15 protein-coding genes and 2 pseudogenes are annotated in these 16807 nt (G+C 72.5%); 6 read left to right on the plus strand and 11 right to left on the minus strand.

Annotation, left to right across the window (positions count from 1 at the left end):
- Nucleotides 1-57: 57 nt before the first annotated feature.
- The gene (locus tag WMF28_RS15945; protein WP_437603092.1) at nt 58-1095 is read left to right on the plus strand and encodes an SDR family oxidoreductase; all 1038 of its coding nucleotides are present in this window, start codon (nt 58-60) and stop codon (nt 1093-1095) included.
- Between the two features lie 92 nt (nt 1096-1187).
- Here WMF28_RS15945 and WMF28_RS15950 read toward each other — a convergent pair whose 3' ends face one another.
- On the minus strand, nt 1188-1586 hold the full coding sequence (locus tag WMF28_RS15950; RefSeq protein ID WP_437603093.1) for a phage holin family protein: 399 nt from the start codon (nt 1584-1586) through the stop codon (nt 1188-1190).
- A 187-nt stretch (nt 1587-1773) separates the two neighbouring features.
- Here WMF28_RS15950 and WMF28_RS15955 point away from each other — a divergent pair.
- The 5 genes and pseudogenes from WMF28_RS15955 to WMF28_RS15975 all read left to right on the plus strand — a co-directional run.
- Nucleotides 1774-1959 (plus strand): annotated as a pseudogene (locus WMF28_RS15955) (thiamine pyrophosphate-binding protein); the annotation flags it as partial.
- Between the two features lie 36 nt (nt 1960-1995).
- Nucleotides 1996-4926: a molybdopterin oxidoreductase family protein gene (locus WMF28_RS15960; protein ID WP_437603094.1), complete on the plus strand. Its 2931-nt coding sequence runs from the start codon at nt 1996-1998 to the stop codon at nt 4924-4926.
- Between the two features lie 47 nt (nt 4927-4973).
- Complete coding sequence (locus WMF28_RS15965) at nt 4974-5525, plus strand: HPP family protein (protein WP_437603095.1); 552 nt, start codon at nt 4974-4976, stop codon at nt 5523-5525.
- A 162-nt stretch (nt 5526-5687) separates the two neighbouring features.
- On the plus strand, nt 5688-6095 hold the full coding sequence (locus tag WMF28_RS15970) for a hypothetical protein (protein ID WP_437603096.1): 408 nt from the start codon (nt 5688-5690) through the stop codon (nt 6093-6095).
- Nucleotides 6096-6380: 285 nt separating this feature from the next.
- A pseudogene (locus tag WMF28_RS15975) lies at nt 6381-7101 on the plus strand (transposase); the annotation flags it as partial.
- Between the two features lie 562 nt (nt 7102-7663).
- On the opposite strand, the gene hypE reads toward WMF28_RS15975, so the two are convergent.
- The 10 genes from hypE to WMF28_RS16025 are packed head-to-tail and all read right to left on the minus strand — an operon-like array spanning nt 7664 to nt 16805.
- Nucleotides 7664-8692 (minus strand): hydrogenase expression/formation protein HypE, encoded by a 1029-nt coding sequence (gene hypE, locus WMF28_RS15980; protein ID WP_437603097.1) that lies wholly within the window; start codon nt 8690-8692, stop codon nt 7664-7666.
- Nucleotides 8689-9870 (minus strand): hydrogenase formation protein HypD, encoded by a 1182-nt coding sequence (gene hypD / locus WMF28_RS15985; protein ID WP_437603098.1) that lies wholly within the window; start codon nt 9868-9870, stop codon nt 8689-8691. Before hypD ends, hypE begins: the two co-directional genes overlap by 4 nt.
- Entirely contained in the window at nt 9867-10112 is a 246-nt protein-coding gene (locus WMF28_RS15990; protein ID WP_437603099.1) for a HypC/HybG/HupF family hydrogenase formation chaperone, read from the minus strand. The genes hypD and WMF28_RS15990 overlap by 4 nt, the downstream gene beginning before the upstream one ends.
- A 2-nt stretch (nt 10113-10114) precedes the next feature.
- Nucleotides 10115-12430: a carbamoyltransferase HypF gene (gene hypF / locus WMF28_RS15995; RefSeq protein WP_437603100.1), complete on the minus strand. Its 2316-nt coding sequence runs from the start codon at nt 12428-12430 to the stop codon at nt 10115-10117.
- A 2-nt stretch (nt 12431-12432) separates the two neighbouring features.
- Nucleotides 12433-12774: a hydrogenase maturation nickel metallochaperone HypA gene (locus tag WMF28_RS16000; RefSeq protein ID WP_437603101.1), complete on the minus strand. Its 342-nt coding sequence runs from the start codon at nt 12772-12774 to the stop codon at nt 12433-12435.
- A 4-nt stretch (nt 12775-12778) separates the two neighbouring features.
- Nucleotides 12779-13285 carry a hydrogenase maturation protease gene (locus tag WMF28_RS16005; RefSeq protein WP_437603102.1) on the minus strand — a complete coding sequence of 169 codons (507 nt, stop codon included), beginning with the start codon at nt 13283-13285 and terminating at the stop codon, nt 12779-12781.
- Complete coding sequence (locus tag WMF28_RS16010) at nt 13282-14691, minus strand: Ni/Fe hydrogenase subunit alpha (RefSeq protein ID WP_437603103.1); 1410 nt, start codon at nt 14689-14691, stop codon at nt 13282-13284. The genes WMF28_RS16005 and WMF28_RS16010 overlap by 4 nt, the downstream gene beginning before the upstream one ends.
- The gene (locus WMF28_RS16015) at nt 14681-15457 is read right to left on the minus strand and encodes an oxidoreductase (RefSeq protein WP_437603104.1); all 777 of its coding nucleotides are present in this window, start codon (nt 15455-15457) and stop codon (nt 14681-14683) included. Before WMF28_RS16015 ends, WMF28_RS16010 begins: the two co-directional genes overlap by 11 nt.
- 5 nt (nt 15458-15462) lie before the next feature.
- On the minus strand, nt 15463-16341 hold the full coding sequence (locus tag WMF28_RS16020; RefSeq protein WP_437603105.1) for an FAD/NAD(P)-binding protein: 879 nt from the start codon (nt 16339-16341) through the stop codon (nt 15463-15465).
- Nucleotides 16338-16805, minus strand: a complete 468-nt coding sequence (locus WMF28_RS16025) for a cyclic nucleotide-binding domain-containing protein (protein WP_437603106.1) — start codon at nt 16803-16805, stop codon at nt 16338-16340. Before WMF28_RS16025 ends, WMF28_RS16020 begins: the two co-directional genes overlap by 4 nt.
- Nucleotides 16806-16807: the final 2 nt, after the last annotated feature.

Consider the following 16807-nt stretch of genomic DNA (forward strand, 5'->3'; position numbering starts at 1 on the left):
CGCCCAGGTGGCATTCACGTTGCTTGATGCCGCGGGCGAGGCGGGGGCGCGACGGGCATGGACGATTCCAGGCGGGCGGAGGTCGTGGTGATCACGGGGGCGTCAGCGGGCGTGGGGCGCGCGACGGTGCGGCGGTTTGCGCGCGAAGGCGCGCGCATCGGGCTGGTCGCGCGCGGGCGCGACGGGCTCGAGGAGGCGCGGCGCGAGGCGGAGGACGCCGGGGCGAGCGCGCTCGTCCTGCCGACCGACGTCGCCGATTCCGCGCAGGTCGAGGCTGCGGCCGCGGCGGTCGAGCAGCGCTTCGGCCCGATCGACGCCTGGATCAACGTCGCGATGACGTCGGTCTTCTCGCCCGTGAAGGAGATGCGGCCCGAAGAGTACGAGCGCGTCCTCAAGGTCAACTTCCTCGGGTATGTGCACGGAACGCTCGCGGCGCTCGCGCGGATGCTCCCACGCGACCGCGGGATCATCGTGCAGGCGAGCTCCGCGCTCGCCTACCGGAGCATCCCGCTGCAGTCGGCCTACTGCGCGTCCAAGCACGCCATCGTGGGCTTCACCGAGTCGCTGCGCAGCGAGCTGATCCACGACGGAAGCCGCGTGCGCGTGAGCATGGTGCACCTGCCGGCGATGAACACGCCGCAGTTCCTCTGGTCGAAGTCGCGCCTCCCGTACAATCCACAGCCGGTCCCGCCGATCTTCCAGCCCGAGGTGGCGGCCGACGGGCTCTACTGGGCCGCGCACCACGACCGCCGCGACATCAAGGTCGGCTTCCCGACCGTCAAGGCGATCTGGGGGAACCGCGTGATCCCGGGGCTGCTCGATCACTGGCTCGCGAAGGTCGGGTACACGCGGCAGATGACCGATGAGCCCGTGGACCCGGATCGCCTCGACAACCTGTGGGCGCCCGTGCCGGGGGACTTCGGCGCGCACGGCCCGTTCGACCGGCGCGCCAAGGCCTCGAGCCTGGAGCTCTGGTTCGACATCCATCGCTGGTCGCTCGGCGCCGTGGCGCTGTGCGCGGCGGCCCTCGCCGGGGCCGCCGCGCACAGCGCAGCGGCCCGGCGCAGCACCCCCTGGCGGCGCCTCCTCGCGTGAGGGGACCGCCGCCTCGGGCCGCGCCGCCGCCGCGCTCCGGCGTTGACCCCCGCGCTGAGCGACGACTCCAGCGCTGAGCCGAGGCGACCGCTTCACCCCACCACGCGCTGGGCGACGTCCTCGATGTCCGACGCGATCCGCGCGGCGATCGGCAGCGGGCCGCGAGGCAGCGCGGACCGCCCGACGAGCCAGGCGGCGGCCGCGAGCGCGAGCAGCCCGAGCCCCACGGCCGTCGAGCGCGCCGGATGATTGCGGCGCTGCCCCACAGCCAGGGACACCATCAGCGCGTCGATACCGGCGAGCCCCGCGACGCCCGCGACCCCGAACGCGACCGCCGAGCGCGAGAGGGCCGCCGCCGACCGGCGAAGATCGCGCTTGGCCAGCGCGAGCTCCGCAGCGAGGAGCTTCTTCGCCTCGTGGAGCGCATCGGCGGCGAGGTCCTGCGAGCTGCGATCGATTTGTGACGGATCCGTGGATGCCTGGTGTTGCATTCGAGCTTCCCCTGCCGGCGCGAGCGCGCGCCCGGCGCGCCCCGGAATGCATCGCCTGAGCCCGCGCGCGCAGCGGCCGCTCGCACGCGCAACCGCGGCACGCAGCGCGCGGCGCGGCGAGGCGGCACGGATGTCGCACGCCGGCGCCGGGTCGGGCTCACGTTCGAGCTCGCGGGGGGGGAGACTCATGGCCCAGACCGTCGGCGAGTTCCTGCTGAGGCGTCTCGTCGCGTGGGGCGTCCGGCGCGTCTACGCCTGTCCGGGCGATGGCATCAACGGCATCGTGGGCGCGTTTCACCGCGTTCCGGACCTCCGGTTCATCCAGGTGCGGCACGAGGAGATGGGCGCGTTCATGGCGTGCACCGTCGCCAAGGACGCCCACCCAGGGTGACACGGAAGGAGTCGGAGCATGCACCAGACACGGAATAGCGTGACGAGCCCGTGGGGCGAGCGGACGCCGTACTTCGGCGAGCACCAGTGGCCGACGCGGGTCGACGAGCAGACGGACGAGGAGCCGGAGCGATGGGTCCAGTCCTGCTGCGTGCTGTGCACGAACGGATGCGGGCTCGATATCGGCGTCAAGGGGAACAGGATCGTCGGCGTCCGCGGCCGGGCAGAGGACATCGTGAACCGCGGTCGGCTGGGCCCGAAGGGATTGAACGGCTGGGTCGCCAACAACAGCCCCGATCGGCTGACCCGGCCGCTGATCCGCACCGGCAAGAAACCGGGCAACACGTTCCGCGAGGCCACGTGGGACGAGGCGATGGGGCTCCTGACCCGCCGGTGCAAGGACGTGATCGGCCGGTACACGCCCGGCGCGGTCGCCATCTACAACAGCGGACAGCTGTTCCTCGAGGACTACTACACGCTCAGCGTCATCACCCACGCCGGGCTCCGCACGAACCACATCGATGGGAACACGCGGCTGTGCACCGCCACGGCTGGCAGCTCGCTCCGCGAGACGTTCGGCCGCGACGGGCAGCCGTCGAGCTACCGGGACTTCGACGTCGCCGATTGCATCCTGCACGTCGGCCACAACATCGCGGCGACGCAGGCGGTGTCGTGGATGCACATCCTCGACCGCCGCCGGGGTCCGAACCCGCCCAGGCTCGTCGTCATCGACCCGCGGACGACCGACACCGCCCGGGAGGCCGACGTCCACTTGGCCCTGCGCCTCGGCACGAACGTGGCGCTGCTGAACGGGCTCATGCACCTGATCATCCAGAACGGGCACGTGGACCAGGCGTTCGTCGACGCGCACACGGTCGGGTTCGCGGCGCTGCGGGAGAAGGTCGCGGCGTACCCGCCCCGGCGCGTGGCCGAGATCACCGGCGTCCCCGTGGATCAGCTGAACGCCGCGGCGCACCTGCTCGGGACGAGCGAGCGGCTCTTGGCCACCGCGCTCCAGGGTATCTACCAGGCGCACGAGGCCACGGCCGCGGCGTGCCAGGTCAACAACCTCGTCCTGATCCGCGGCATGATCGGCAAACCCGGCTGCGGCGTGATCCAGTCGAACGGCCAGCCGACCGCCCAGAACACCCGCGAGACCGGCGCAGACGGCGAGTTCACCGGGTTCCGCAACATGGAGAACCCGGCGCACGTGGCCGACCTCGCGCGCGTGTGGAACGTCGAGCCGGACGAGATCCCCACCTTCGCGCCCCACACCCATTGCACCCAGCTGTTCCGGCTGGCCGAGCAGGGGTCGATCCGGATGCTCTGGATCATCGCCACGAACCCGGCGGTCTCGATGCCCAACCTGCCCCGCATCCGCAAGACGCTGGCGAAGGAGGATCTCTTCGTCGTCGTTCAGGACGCCTTTCCGACCGAGACCACGCGGTTCGCGGACCTGGTGCTGCCGAGCGCGATGTGGGGGGAGAAGACCGGCACGTTCACGAACACCGATCGGACGGTGCACATCTCGTACAAGGCCGTCGACCCGCCGGGCGCGGCGCGGCCGGACATGGATATCTTCATCGATTTCGCCCGGCGCATGGGCTTCACGGACAGGGACGGTCAACCGCTCATCAAGTGGGACACGCCCGAGGGCGCGTTCGACGCGTGGCGCGCGTGCAGCAAGGGTCAGAACTGCGACTACACCGGCCTGACGTATGCCAAGCTCACTGGCGGCTCCGGCATCCAGTGGCCGGTGAACGACGAGCACCCGGACGGGACCGAGCGGCAGTACACGGATCTGCGCTTCCCGACCGGCGCCGACGAGTGCGGGAGCTATGGGCACGACATCGAGACCGGCGCGGCGATCACGCGCGAGCAGTATGCGGCCAACGACCCGGCGGGCCGCGCGATCCTCAAGGCTGCTGACTGGTTTGCTCCGCCGGAGTCGCCCGACGACGAGTACCCGTTCTGGTTGACGACCGGACGGCTCATCTACCATTTCCACACGAGGACGAAGACCGGCCGGTCCCCGGCGCTGCAGGCGGCGGCCCCGGACGTGTTCGTGCAGATGAGCGCCGAGGACGCCGCGCGCATGGACGTGAGCGAGGGCGACATGGTCGACGTCATCACCCGCCGTGGCCGGGTGCGCGGGGCGGCGAGGCTCGGGGATATCCTCCCGGGGCACCTGTTCATCCCGTTTCACTACGGGTACTGGGACGAGGAGGGGACCGACGGGGCCGAGCCGGACGGGCGGCCGCGGGCCGCGAACGAGCTGACGATGACGACCTGGGACCCGGTGAGCAAGCAGCCGGCCGTGAAGCTCGCTGCGGCCAAACTGCAGAAGGTGAGCGCCGCCCGCACCGCGGTCGCGAAGGTCACCGGCGTGGCGGAGCGGGTCGTCGAGCGGGCCGGCGCCGCGGCCTCGGCGATCGCGTCGGCGATCACGCGTCCTTCCGGCGATGCGCCCGAGCGACAGCGCCTGGCCGACTACCTCGGCCTGCTCCGGCTGGCCCACGAGCGGTTCATCGCGGCGTGCGACGCCGCGTCCGAGCACGCGCTGAACGAGGGCGAGCTGTCGATGGGGCTCTCGCGGCTCCAGGAGCTCTCGCGGCAGTCGCTTTCATGGCTGGAGCCGGCGGCGCGGCCGTACAATCCGGCCCCGCCGGCCGGCGACGCGAACGAGCTCGGCTCCTTGCCGGAGAAGATCCGCCTGAACCGGGCCAGGGAAGGCCACCTCGGGCAGCTCCGGGGGTTGCACGAGCTGTACGTGCTCGCGGCCGACCTGCACATCACGCTCGTCGCCGTGAAGAAGACGGCCATGATGCTGCTCGATCGCGCGCTCATGGCGAGCTGCGACCGGATCGAGGAGAACACCCGTCGCCAGCAGGCGTGGCTCCTGACGCAGGTGAGCGCGCATGCGCCGCAGATCCTGGGCGTCCCGCTCTGACGACAGGAGGGATGATCGCGGACCGAGGCGCGGGCGAGCGCTGACCGATGATGAACCGCACCGCGTCCAGACCAAGGCTCCACGCCGCGCGCGCTCGCCTCGCCAGGGTACCGGAGGCCGTCTGGGCTCCGCTCGCCGGGGCGGCGCTCATGGCGCTCGCTGCGGCCGTCGGGCTCGCGATGGGCAAGCCGTGGCTATTCCCGAGCCTCGGGCCGACCGTGTTCGTTCATGTGACCACGCCGCGGAGCCCGGGCGCGCGGCTCTACAACACGCTCGTCGGCCACCTGCTCGGTATCGTGGCTGCCGCCGCGGCCGTGGCCGTGCTCGGCGCCGCGGCCGAGCCGTCCGTGATGGGTTCCGGACACCTGCTGTCGCGCCGCGCGTGGGCGTCGGTCCTCGCCGTGGCCCTGACGTTGCTCTCGCAGGAGCTGCTCAAGGCGCAGCACGCGCCGGCCGCGGCGACCACGATGCTCATCACGCTCGGCGGGTTCAGGGCGGACTGGTCCGACGCCGCGACGATCACCGCCGGCGTGCTGCTCGTCGCGCTCCCCGGCGAGCTCGTGCGTCGGGCGCGTATCCCGCCGTCGCGCGGGCCTTGATGCGGCCGGGCTGGTTCATGCGGCGCGACCAGGTGGCCGCGTTGCGCATCCGGCGCCAGCAGCCGAGCGCACCGGAGCGCCAGCGCCGCTGAGCCGTCCGCGACGCGCCTCGTGCCCGTGTGGCGTCCTGACGACGCCCTCCGTCCGGAGAGGGCCCCTCCGATGGGGTGGCCTGCACGATGGAAGTACAGCGTCGGCGCTGCCACGCGAGCCGGCGAGCACGCCGATGCGCTGACGGGGAACAGCGATTGCAGCGCGGGACATATGGATCCATCCAGCGCAATCCGGTTCGATACGGAGAGGGTCGCCCGTCCCCTCAGCGAGCGAGGTCACGTCAGCGCCGGCGCAGGTTCCGCGGCGCCCGCGGGGCCTGCCGAGCAGATCGAGCACAGCAAGGAGCGGCTCGCGCGCGACCTGGTCGCGGCCAAGGCGAAATGGGGCGGCATCAAGGGCGAGACAGAGCACACGGCCCGGCGCCTCGCCATCGCGGCGGCCACCGTGGTCGCCGTGGCGGCGGTGGCGGCGGTGGCGATACGCTCCCGCCGTAAACACCGGCGAATCTGGCGGTGACGCCGCGTCGCTCCCGAGGAGCTCGTCCTTCAGCTCCAAGAGCCGCAGGGTGAGCTCGACCCAGGTACCGCTTGCCTACCGCGCTCGCGCGGTGAAGCGGGAGGTGATGGTGTCCAGGATACCCTGAACGTGGATTTCGCGCCCAGAAATCCGATCCGGGGCGTGAGAATCCGGCGCAGTAAAAGGAACACCTTGAAAGAAAGGCTCGGCGTGGCGACCCGTCCGGGTTGCTATGACCAAACGAAGGCACACGCCGAGCACCTCCAAGGTGCGCCGGCGCGAGCCCCGAGTATCGACACCGTCGACCGCGACCTGTGCCGCTTCGACGACGATGCGCTCGAGGCGCTGCACAGCATGGTCGTCGCTCACGGGCTTGCCCTGGTTGCTCGCCGAAAGCACCGATTCGTGCATATCGACGTCGACACCACCGTGGAGCCGCTCTTTGGGGTGCAGGAGGGGGCGCGGCCGGGCCCGAACCCGCGCTACCACGGCCGGCCGAGCTATCATCCGATCCTGGCGCGGATCGCCGAGGCCGACGCCATCGTCGGAGCCAAGCTGCGACCGGGCGACACGAGCTTCGGCGAAGCCGATGTGCCCTTCGTCGAGGAGTGCATTGAACGCGCGCGCGCCGCAGCTCCGAGCGCGGCCATCTACGTACGGATCGATGGCGCGGGGGATTGCAGCGCCTTGATGCATCGCCGTACGCACACGCGACCGGGAGAATGGCAAACAGATCTACCTTTGGGAGGGGCTCGACTACACGGTACAGGTCTTTTTGACCAACGAGCCGGTCGAAGCGCCGGAAGACGTCGCGGCGCGGTATGACCTGCGCGCGGGCATCGAGCCGCTCATTGGCGAGCTCAAGCACGGGTGGGGGTGCGGTCGCGTGCCGAGCCACTGCTTCAACGCCAATCATGCCGCGCTGCTGCTGAAGCTGCTGACGGCCAACCTGATGCGCCGCTATGTGCTGGAGCACGTTCCGCACTTGGCGAGCAGGCGAACACCAGCCGAAATGATCGTGGGGGGTAAGGGGGGCGTGCGCCTTCGTGACGCTCTGGGCGTCAGCCAATTGTAGTTTAAACCGCACTCTCTTGGCTGAGCGCCGCTCGCACGGCGCCTTCGGCTCGCTCGTGCCCCCCTGGACGCGAAATCCACGCTGAAATCGAGCCGACCCTCGGGCAGCACCCGGTGACCCTCCACGTGGAGGGGCGTGTGCCTGAGCTCTTCGTCGATCCGGCCCGGCTGTCGCAGATCCTTACGAACCTGCTCGACAACGCCGCCAAGTACTCCGGTGCCGGCTCGCCGATCCCGCCCTCACGCGTTAGAAAGAGGTGGCCTGCGCCACCTCACTCGCGTCACCCACACGACCAACGGGGAGCGAGCCGCCCACCGATTGAACTATGGCCCCCCTGTCCGCTGCCGTCATGTTCGATCACAGGTCTGTCTTGATCAGCCCGATGCTGGAGCGCATGCGGGCTGATTGACCGAGGCGCGCGGAGCGTGCCGTGTCGCTCGATCCGTGCATGGCTCGCCCGACACGAATGCTTCGTGCGCTCCGATCCGCAGCCTCAGCAGATCCGCGGGAGCTGCTCGCCGGAGAGCAGATCGAGTGTGCGCCGGGTCCCGAGCCGGGTCCTCAGGACAACGCTCCCTTTCCCCTCCCCGACGATCCGACCGATGCGCGCGGCCCCCCGGCCGAGCGGGTGGTCGCGCAGGCTCGCCAGGGCGCGCTCCGTCTGGGCTGCCGGCAGGAATGCGACGAGCCGGCCCTCGCACGCCACGTAAAGCGGGTCGAGCCCGAGCAGCTCGCACGCCCCGAGGACCGCAGGTTCCACGGGGATCTGCGCTTCCTCCACCTCGACGTGGACGCCCGCATCGAGCGCGATCTCATTCAATACGGCCGCGAGCCCGCCGCGGGTCGGATCCCGCAGGCAGTGGACGTCGATCCCCGACGCGATCAGCGCCGCAGCGAGGCCTTCGACCGGCGCGCAGTCGCTCTCCACTGGCTCCTCGAACGCCAGCGCCTCACGCACGGACAGCACCGCGATCCCGTGCCGCCCCACGTCGCCGGACACGAGTACGGCATCGCCCGGCCGGACCCGGCGGGGCGCGATGGCCACGCCCTCGGGCACCACGCCGACGCCGGCGGTGTTGATGAACAGCCCGTCTCCCTTGCCCCGGTCGACCACCTTGGTGTCGCCCGTCACGAGCTCGACCCCGCACGCGTCCGCAGCAGCGCGCATCGACAGCGCGATCTGCTGGAGCTCGCCGATGGGCAGCCCCTCCTCAATGATGAAGCCGGCGCTCAGGTAAGCGGGCCGGGCGCCCGTCATGGCCAGGTCGTTCACCGTGCCATAGATGGACAGCTTGCCGATGTCACCTCCGGGGAAGAAGCGCGGATGCACGACGTAGGTGTCCGTGGTGAACGCGATGGACGCGCCGCCGAGCCGCACCACGGCGCCGTCATGACGGGCCGAGAGCGGAGCGCTGTCGAAGGCGGGCAGGAAGACGTGCTCGATGAGCTCACGCATGAGCCGCCCGCCGCCGCCGTGGGCAAGCTGGATCGTCCTTTCGCGCAGCGGCGCGGGGCAGGTCATCTCGAACCGCGCGGCGGGTCCGCCCTCCGGTAACGGTAGTAGGCCGCGCACGCGCCTTCCGAGGAGACCATCGTGGCGCCCAGCGGAGTCTCCGGCGTGCAGCGCACACCGAACGCGGGGCAGTCCGGCGGCTTGATCACCCCCTGGAGCACGAGGCCGCTCTTGCAGTCGGTCGACGCTCGGGGCTCTGGGTCGCCTGCCGGCGCCCTGCGCCCCGAACCTCGGTCCAATGCTCGGGGCTCTGGGTCGCCTGCTGGCGCCCTGCGCCCAGAACCCCCGAACCGCAGCTGTGCATCGTGGTCCGCGTACGGCGCCCGGAGCCCGAGCCCGCTCCCGGCGATGGGACCGATGCCTCGCCAGGTCCGGGGCACGATCTCGAAGACCTCCCGGATCATGCGCTGCGCGGCCTCGTTGCCGGCCTCGCGCACCGAGCGGGCGTACTGGTTCTCCACGTCGAAGCGGCCCTCCTCGAGCTGCCGGACGCACATGAAAATGCCCTGGAGGATGTCCATCGGCTCGAAGCCCGTGACCACGATGGGGACGCGGTGCTCGGCGGCGAGCGGGCGGTAGGCGTCGACGCCCATCACCGTGCACACGTGGCCCGCGGCGAGGAACCCGTCGACGCGCCGATCCGGCGCCCGGAGGATCACCTCCATCGCGGGTGGCACGAGCACGTGCGACACGAGGAGCGAGAAGTTCCGGATGCCGCGGCGTCGCGCCTGGAACACCGCCATCGCGTTCGCGGGCGCCGTGGTCTCGAAGCCGACCGCGAAGAAGACGACCTCGCGATCCGGGAGGCGCTCGGCGAGCGCGAGCGCGTCGAGCGGCGAGTAGACGACGCGCACGTCGCCGCCCCTCGACTTCACCGCGAACAGGTCGTCGCTCGAGCCGGGGACGCGCAGCATGTCGCCGAACGAGCAGAACGTGACCTCGCGGCGCGAGGCGATCTCGAGCGCGCAATCGATGAGCTCGACCGGCGTGACGCACACCGGGCAGCCAGGGCCGTGGAGGAGCGAGATCTCTGGAGGCAGGAGCTCGTCCAGGCCGAATCGGACGATGGCGTGCGTCTGGCCGCCGCAGACCTCCATGATCGACCAGGGGCGAGAGACCACCCGCCGGATCGCCTCCACGTACGGCCCGACCCGCTGCGCGTCGCGGTACTCGTCGATGAACCTCATCGCGGCTCCTCCCCCTCGCGCGCCGCGCCGAGCTCGTCCAGATAGGAGAGCGTCCATCGCGCCGACGCCTCGTCGATGCGGCTGATGGCGAAGCCCGCGTGCACGATCACATAATCGCCGGGCTCCGCCTCCGGCACGTAGGCGAGGCAGATCTCCTTGACGATCCCGCCGAAGGCGACGCGGCCGAGCCGGAGATCGCCGCCCGCGACGCCGAGGACCTTGCCGGGGACGCCGAGGCACATCGTCACGCCTCCACCGCGTCCGCGCCGCGCCGCGCGGCCACGAGGACCTGGCCGAGCGACAGGCCGCCGTCGCCCGGCGGGTAGAGCCTCGGCGCATAGACCTCCACGCCCCACGCCACGAGGCGCTCGCGGATCGACGCGGCGAGGAGCGCGTTCTGGAAGCACCCGCCCGCGAGCACGATGCGCCCGAGGCCGCTCGCGGCAGCGAGCGCCTCGGCGACGTCCACGAGCGCCGCGTGAAAGCGGGCCGCGATGACGCCGGGCGGCACGCCGTCACGCCGATCGCCCAGCACCGCGTCGATCAGCGGTCCGAAGTCGATCACCGCCGGCACCCCCGGCGCGCTGGCGCGCAGCGGCAGCGGATAGCCCGCCTGCTCGCCGGCCGCCTCGGCCAGGCACTCCAGCTCCATGGCGGCCTGCCCCTCGAAGCTCGCCGCCCCGCGCAGGCCCGCGAGCGCCGCCACCCCGTCGAACAGGCGCCCCACGCTCGTCGTGCGCGGCGAGCCCGTCCCGCGCGCGAGCATGGAGAACAGCGGGCCGAGCTCGGCCTCGCGGAACCAGGCGCGCGCGAGATCCCGGGCGCCCTCGCCGCGGAGCTCCCAGAGCAGGCCGAGCGCGGAGCGGCGCGGCTCCCGCATGGCGCGCTCGCCGCCCGGCAGCGGGAAGGAGCGGAGGTGCGCCGCGCGGTGGAACGACGCCCCGTCCACGACCAGCGCCTCGCCGCCCCAGAGGGCGCCGTCGAGCCCGTAGCCGGCTCCGTCCCACGCGAGGCCGAGGACAGGTCCGTCGAGGCCGTGCTCGGCCACGCAGGCGGCGACGTGCGCGTGGTGATGCTGCACCCGGACGAGCGGCGCGCGGAAGGCCGCCGCGAGCTGCTCGGCGATGCGGCTGGACGCGTAGTCGGGGTGGAGATCGCAGGCGACGCGCTCCGGCCGCACCCGGAACAGGCGCGCGAGGTCGAGGGCCGTGCGCTCGATGAGCGCAGCGCCCGCCGCGGTGTGCGCGTCGCCGAGGTGCTGGCTGACGACCACCTGGCCGTCGAAGAAGAGCGCCGTCGTGCTCTTCAGGTGGCCGCCGAGGGCGAGGATCGGCGGGGCGTCGACCCGCAGCGGGAGAGGCAGCGGGGTGAAGCCGCGCGCGCGGCGAAGGAGCTCGACGCCAGCCGGCCCGACGCGGGCCACGGAGTCGTCGAGGGGGCGCACGATCGGCCGGTCGTGCACGAGGAACAGGTCGGCGATGCCGCTCAGGCGCTCCAGCGCGTCCGATGTGTCGGTGCAGATAGGCTCGTCCGAGAGGTTGCCGCTCGTGCAGACCACGGGGCGACCGACGAGCTCTAGCACCAGCCGATGGAGCGGCGTGTAGGGCAGCAGCGCGCCCAGGCGGGGCGTGCCCGGAGCGACCGCGTCGGCGATGGCGACCCGCGCGGCGGCGGGCGAGAGGCGCCGCAGCAGCACGATCGGCGCCTCGGGACCGCGCAGCGCGTCCGCCTCCGCGGGAGACACGCGGCAAGCGTCGCGCACGGCGTCGAGCGAGCCGAACATCACCGCGAACGGCTTGGCGTCGCGGCGCTTCCGCCGGCGCAGGAGCGCGACCGCGTCCGGCGATGTCGCGTCGACCAGCAGATGGAAACCACCGAGCCCCTTCACGGCGACTACCCTCCCCGCCAGCACCGCGGCAGCGGCCTCGCGGAGCGCGCCGTCAGGCGACCCGGAGCCCCGAATGCCGGGATCCATCGGGTCTCCGGCTGCGGCGACAAGCTGGATACGCGGGCCGCATGCCGGGCAGGCGATGGGCTCCGCGTGGAAGCGCCGGTCCGAGGGGTCCGCGTACTCCGCGGCGCACGCAGGGCACATCGGGAAGCGATCCATCGTGGTCCTGCTCCGGTCGTACGGGAGCCCCGAGAGGATCGTGTAGCGGGGGCCGCACTGCGCGCAGCTCGTGAAGGGGTAGCGGCGGTGGCGGCCGGTCTCGCTGTCCACCTCGCCGGCGCACTCCTCGCAGACGGCGAGATCCGCGGGCACCGACGGGCGCGCACCGCTCCCCGCCTCGCTGCCGAGGATCTGGAACGGGCCGGCATCCTCCTCGGCCCGCCGCTCGATCTCGATGCGCTCGACGCGCGCGGGCGCGCTCGGCTCGCGGGTCAGGCCGGCGACGAAGGCGTCGAGGCTGCGCTCCGGTCCCTGCACCTCGATCTCGACCCTGCCCGGGCGGTTCCGCACCCAGCCACCCAGGCCGAGCGCGGACGCTCGCCGGTACACGAACGGCCGGAAGCCCACTCCCTGGACGATGCCGTACACGCGGAGCGCGAGGCGCGGCACGGCTACTCCACCTCCATGGCATCCAGGCCGAGCCCCAAACGCCCGAGGAGCGTCGCCTGATCGCCGCCGCAGCGCGGGCAAAGCAGCACGTGATGGTCGGGCGCGTACGTGCCGCCGCAGGAGAGGCAGCGCGCCTCGACGCGGTGGAGCCGCAGATCGAGGCGCGCCCCCTCGGCCGGCGTGCCGCGCGCGTGCGCCGCGAAGTGGAGCGAGAGGCTCTCCGGCGAGAGCGCCTCGGCCTCGGCCACCCAGCCGCATACCGAGACGACCCGCGTCGCCCCGTCGGCCGCGGCGCGGTCCAGCGCGGCGGAGAGCAGCTGCCTTGCGATGGACGACTCGTGCATGGACTCACCCTCCGAGGAACGAGAGGACGCGGGCGACAGCCCGGGGGACCGCCGCGGCCACCTCGGGCGACAGGCCGTCCGCCTGCTCGAGCGCTCGGGGCTCCGGGTCGCCTGCCGGCGCCCTGCGCCCCGAACCCCGCTGACAAGGCCTGCTGATGCTCACGCCGACGATGCGGATGTCGGGCGACAGCCGGTCCGGCGCCGTGAGGCGCGCGAGCTCGATGGCCTGCCCCACGCCGAGGCCGTGCGTCGAGACCGGGACGGGGGCGCCGGCGGCGAGGTCCGAGGGCGAGAGCTCGATCACCTCCCCGGACGGCGACGCGAGCACGGCGTCGACGATCACGACCGTCGCCGGCGCCTGGAGGAGCGAGACGAGCGCGCTCGCGTCCCTCGCCTCCACGAGCTCCGCGCCGCTCGGCGGCCCCCGGCGGCGCAGCGCCTCGAGTACGGCGAGCCCGGCGGCGTCGTCCCCGGCAACGCGTTGCCCGAGCCCGATGACCCGCGCGGTCATCGCGGCGCCTCCTCGACGCGCAGGGTGAGGAAGTGCGTCGCGCAGGAGATGCAGGGGTCGTGGTTGCGCACGGCCTGCTCGGCGCGCGCGGTCGCCTCGCGGAGCGGCAGCGACGCGAGCGACGGCGACTGCGCGCAGAGGTCCTCCTCGATCGAGAGCTGGTTCTGCGACGTGGGCGGGACGATCTTCGCGTCCAGGATCGTCCCCTCGGCGTCGAGCGTGTAGCGGTGGTACAGGAAGCCGCGCGGCGCCTCGGAGCCGCCGTAGCCCGTGCCAGCGCGGACCGCGGGAGGCGCGACGAACGGCGCCGGCGGGGGCGCGTACGCCTCGATGATCCGGATCGACTCCTCGAACGCCTGAAGGATCTCCACGAGGCGCACGAGCAGGCTCCGGAACGGGTTGCGGCACGGGACGGCGAGGCCGGCGGCGCGCGCCGCGTCCTGGACCTCGGGGAGCAGGCGATCGAAGCTCAGGTTGAAGCGCGCGAGCGGGCCGCACAGGTAGCTGCCGCTGTGTTCGGACGTCCGGGGCTCCGGGTCGCCTGCCGGCGCCCTGCGCCCCGAACCCCGGTCCAACGCTCGGGGCTCCGGGTCGCCTGCCGGCGCCCTGCGCCCCGAACCCCGGATCTTCGACCTCAGCGCGGTCGACCAGGAGACGTGCTCCTCGACGAAATGGGCGTCGTAGTCGCGCACCTCGATATCGAGCCCGCCCGAGGAGACGAGGCGCCCCTCGGCGATCGCGTACACGTCGTCGCTGCGGAGCGCGACGAACTCGTAGGGTCGCTCGAACACTGGGCACGGCAGCGTCGCCATCCAGGAGAGGCACGCGCGCGTGCGCTCACTCCCGGCGCGCAGCTCGGGGAGCAGGCCCTCGAGGTCCGCGCGGGACGGCGCGCTGTAGAAGCCGCCGACGCGGGTGTTGACCGGGTGGATCTCGCGGCCCCCGAGGAGCGCGACGATGGCGTTCCCCGCCTTCTTGATGGCGAGGCCCTTCGCGACCCAGTCGCGGTGGTCGCGCGCCATGGCGACCGCGTCCGGGTAGCCGAGGAAGTCGGGCGCGTGCAGCAGGAAGACGTGCAGGGCGTGGCTCTCGATCCACTCGCCGCAGTAGAGGAGGCGCCTGAGCGCGCGGAGCTCCGGGCCGAGCTCGATGCCGAGCGCGTCCTCCATCGCGCGGCACGCGCTCGTGATGTACGCGACCGGGCAGATGCCGCAGATGCGGGACGTGATGTCGGGGGTCTCCGCGAAGCCCCGGCCGCGGAGGAACGCCTCGAAGAACCGCGGGGGCTCGAAGATCGAGAGGCGCGCCTCCTTCGCCCGCCCGTCCTCGATCACGAGCGTCAGCGAGCCCTCGCCCTCGACGCGGGCGAGGTAGTCGACCGAGATCGTGCGCGTCTCAGCGCTCATGCCGCTCGCTCTCCTCGCGGAACGCCGGGGCGTTCGCGTTGAAGGTGCGGTGGAGCCGCACGAGGTCGCGCTCCGGCACGCCCGCCGCCCGGAACGCGCGCGAGAGCGACTCCATGTTCGGCGCCTCCATGGGCCCGAAGCAGCCGTAGCAGCCGCGCTGGTAGGTCGGGCAGAGCGCGCCGCAGCCCGCGTGCGTCACCGGGCCGAGGCAAGGCGTCCCGGTCACCATCACGCACACGTTGCCGCGGCTCTTGCACTCGACGCAGACGCTGTGGCTCGCGACATTGGGCCGGCGCCCGTGGAGAAAGGCGCTGATCACCTCCAGGAGCTGGCGCTTGTTCACCGGGCAGCCGCGCAGCTCGAAGTCGACGGGGACGTGGTCGGCGATCGCCGTGGAGGTGGCGAGCGTCTCGATGTACGCCGGAGAGGCGTACACGACAGATAAAAATTCCTTTACATCCGCGAAGTTACGCAGCGCCTGGATGCCCCCGGCCGTGGCGCAGGCGCCGATGGTGACGAGCGCCTTCGACAGGCGCCGGACCTCGCGGATCCGCTCGGCGTCGCCGGGCGTGGTGATCGACCCCTCGACGAGCGACAGGTCGAACGGCCCCGCGCGCTCGAGGCTCGTGGCCTCCTTGAAGTAGGCGATCTCGACCGCATCCGCGAGCGCCAGGAGCTCGTCCTCGAGGTCGAGGACGCTGAGCTGACAGCCGTCGCACGAGGCGAACTTCCACACGGCGAGCTTCGGCTTCGCGCGGCGCGCCATGGCGCTCACAGCTCCCGGACCGCGAGCAGCGGTTCCACGCGGTCGTAGCGGAGCACGGGGCCGTCCTTGCAGACGAAGCTCGGCCCGAGCTGGCAGCGGCCGCAGATCCCCACCGCGCACTTCATGTTCCGCTCCAGCGAGGCGTGGACGCGCTCGCCGGGGACGCCGCGACGCTCGAGCTCGCGCGCCGTGAAGCGCATCATCACCTCCGGCCCGCAGACGAACGCGACCGCGCGGCCCGGATCGAAGTCGGCGAGGCGCAAGAGGGCCGGCACGACCCCGACGTGCCCGCGCCACCCGGGGCCTGCGCGGTCCACGGTCACGAGCACCTGCAGGTCGGCTCGACGGCTCCAGCGCTCGAGCTCCCTGCGGTAGAGCAGGTCCTCGGGCCCGCGGGCGCCGTAGAGCAGCGCGACGCGGCCATACGCGGCCCGGTGCCGGAGGATGTGGCAGAGCGCCGGCCGCAGCGGCGCCATCCCGAGCCCGCCGGCGAGGAGCAGCACGTCTGCGCCGCGCGTCTCGTCGACGGGCCACGGATTCCCGAACGGGCCGCGCAGCCCGAGCTCCATGCCCGAGCGGAGGCGCCCGAGCGCGCGCGTGACCGGGCCCGCCTCGCGGATCGTGTGCAGGAGCCGATCGGGCCGCGCGGGATCCCCGCTGATCGAGATCGCGACCTCGCCGACCCCGAAGGCGTAGAGCATGTTGAACTGGCCGGGCGCGAAGACGAGGCCGCCCGGGCGGCCCGGCAGGTCGATCGTCGCCGTGAAAGTCGCCGCCGTCTCGCGGTGGACGCGCCGCACGCGCGCCGGCTCCGGCGCCCAGGGGTTCGGCATCGCGGCGTCCGGCGCGAAGGGCAGCGGGATGTTCCGCGGCACGAAGGTCATGGCTCGGCCCTGTAGACGTCGAGCCGCTGCAGCCGCACGCGCTCCAGCCGCGCGTAGAGCTGCCGCAGGAGGCGCAGGGACACGGCGTACCCGAGCGCGGGATCGGCGTCCGAGCACGCGCGCAGGTGCGCCGCGTCGAGCCCGAGCGAGCGGACCGGCGTGACCGCCCGCGCGTCGAGCACCCATCGCCGCGGCGGGAAGAGCCAGTGCAAGCCCAGGATGTCCCCGCCCGCCAGGCTCTCGACCTGCACAGGGTCGCGGCCGGGGCGGTGGATCTCGAGCGTCACACGTCCCTGCGCGAGCAGGTGGAGCGTGTCTGCCTCGCCTCCCTCCCGGAGGAGGAACGCCCCCTCCGGGAAGCTCCGCGCAGACGCGCCCTCGGCCAGGCGCGCGAGGTGCGCGGCCGGGAGCCCTTCCAGGAACGGATGGGCTCCGAGAATGGGCAGGAGCTCCTCGGCCTTCATCG

Origin of the sequence: Sorangium sp. So ce590, from assembly GCF_051521365.1 — a bacterium.
GTDB lineage: Bacteria > Myxococcota_A > Polyangia > Polyangiales > Polyangiaceae > Sorangium.

Bases quoted from the DNA above. Each gene is read 5' to 3' on its own strand.
- WMF28_RS15965 (WP_437603095.1), top strand. From the start codon at position 4,974: ATGATGAACCGCACCGCGTCCAGACCAAGGCTCCACGCCGCGCGCGCT.
- WMF28_RS15970 (WP_437603096.1), top strand. From the start codon at position 5,688: ATGGGGTGGCCTGCACGATGGAAGTACAGCGTCGGCGCTGCCACGCGA.
- WMF28_RS15950 (WP_437603093.1), bottom strand. From the start codon at position 1,586: ATGCAACACCAGGCATCCACGGATCCGTCACAAATCGATCGCAGCTCG.
- WMF28_RS16000 (WP_437603101.1), bottom strand. From the start codon at position 12,774: ATGCACGAGTCGTCCATCGCAAGGCAGCTGCTCTCCGCCGCGCTGGAC.
- WMF28_RS16025 (WP_437603106.1), bottom strand. From the start codon at position 16,805: ATGAAGGCCGAGGAGCTCCTGCCCATTCTCGGAGCCCATCCGTTCCTG.
- WMF28_RS15945 (WP_437603092.1), top strand. From the start codon at position 58: ATGGACGATTCCAGGCGGGCGGAGGTCGTGGTGATCACGGGGGCGTCA.
- WMF28_RS15990 (WP_437603099.1), bottom strand. From the start codon at position 10,112: ATGTGCCTCGGCGTCCCCGGCAAGGTCCTCGGCGTCGCGGGCGGCGAT.
- WMF28_RS16005 (WP_437603102.1), bottom strand. From the start codon at position 13,285: ATGACCGCGCGGGTCATCGGGCTCGGGCAACGCGTTGCCGGGGACGAC.
- WMF28_RS15960 (WP_437603094.1), top strand. From the start codon at position 1,996: ATGCACCAGACACGGAATAGCGTGACGAGCCCGTGGGGCGAGCGGACG.
- hypE (WP_437603097.1), bottom strand. From the start codon at position 8,692: ATGACCTGCCCCGCGCCGCTGCGCGAAAGGACGATCCAGCTTGCCCAC.
- hypD (WP_437603098.1), bottom strand. From the start codon at position 9,870: ATGAGGTTCATCGACGAGTACCGCGACGCGCAGCGGGTCGGGCCGTAC.
- WMF28_RS16015 (WP_437603104.1), bottom strand. From the start codon at position 15,457: ATGGCGCGCCGCGCGAAGCCGAAGCTCGCCGTGTGGAAGTTCGCCTCG.
- WMF28_RS16020 (WP_437603105.1), bottom strand. From the start codon at position 16,341: ATGACCTTCGTGCCGCGGAACATCCCGCTGCCCTTCGCGCCGGACGCC.
- WMF28_RS16010 (WP_437603103.1), bottom strand. From the start codon at position 14,691: ATGAGCGCTGAGACGCGCACGATCTCGGTCGACTACCTCGCCCGCGTC.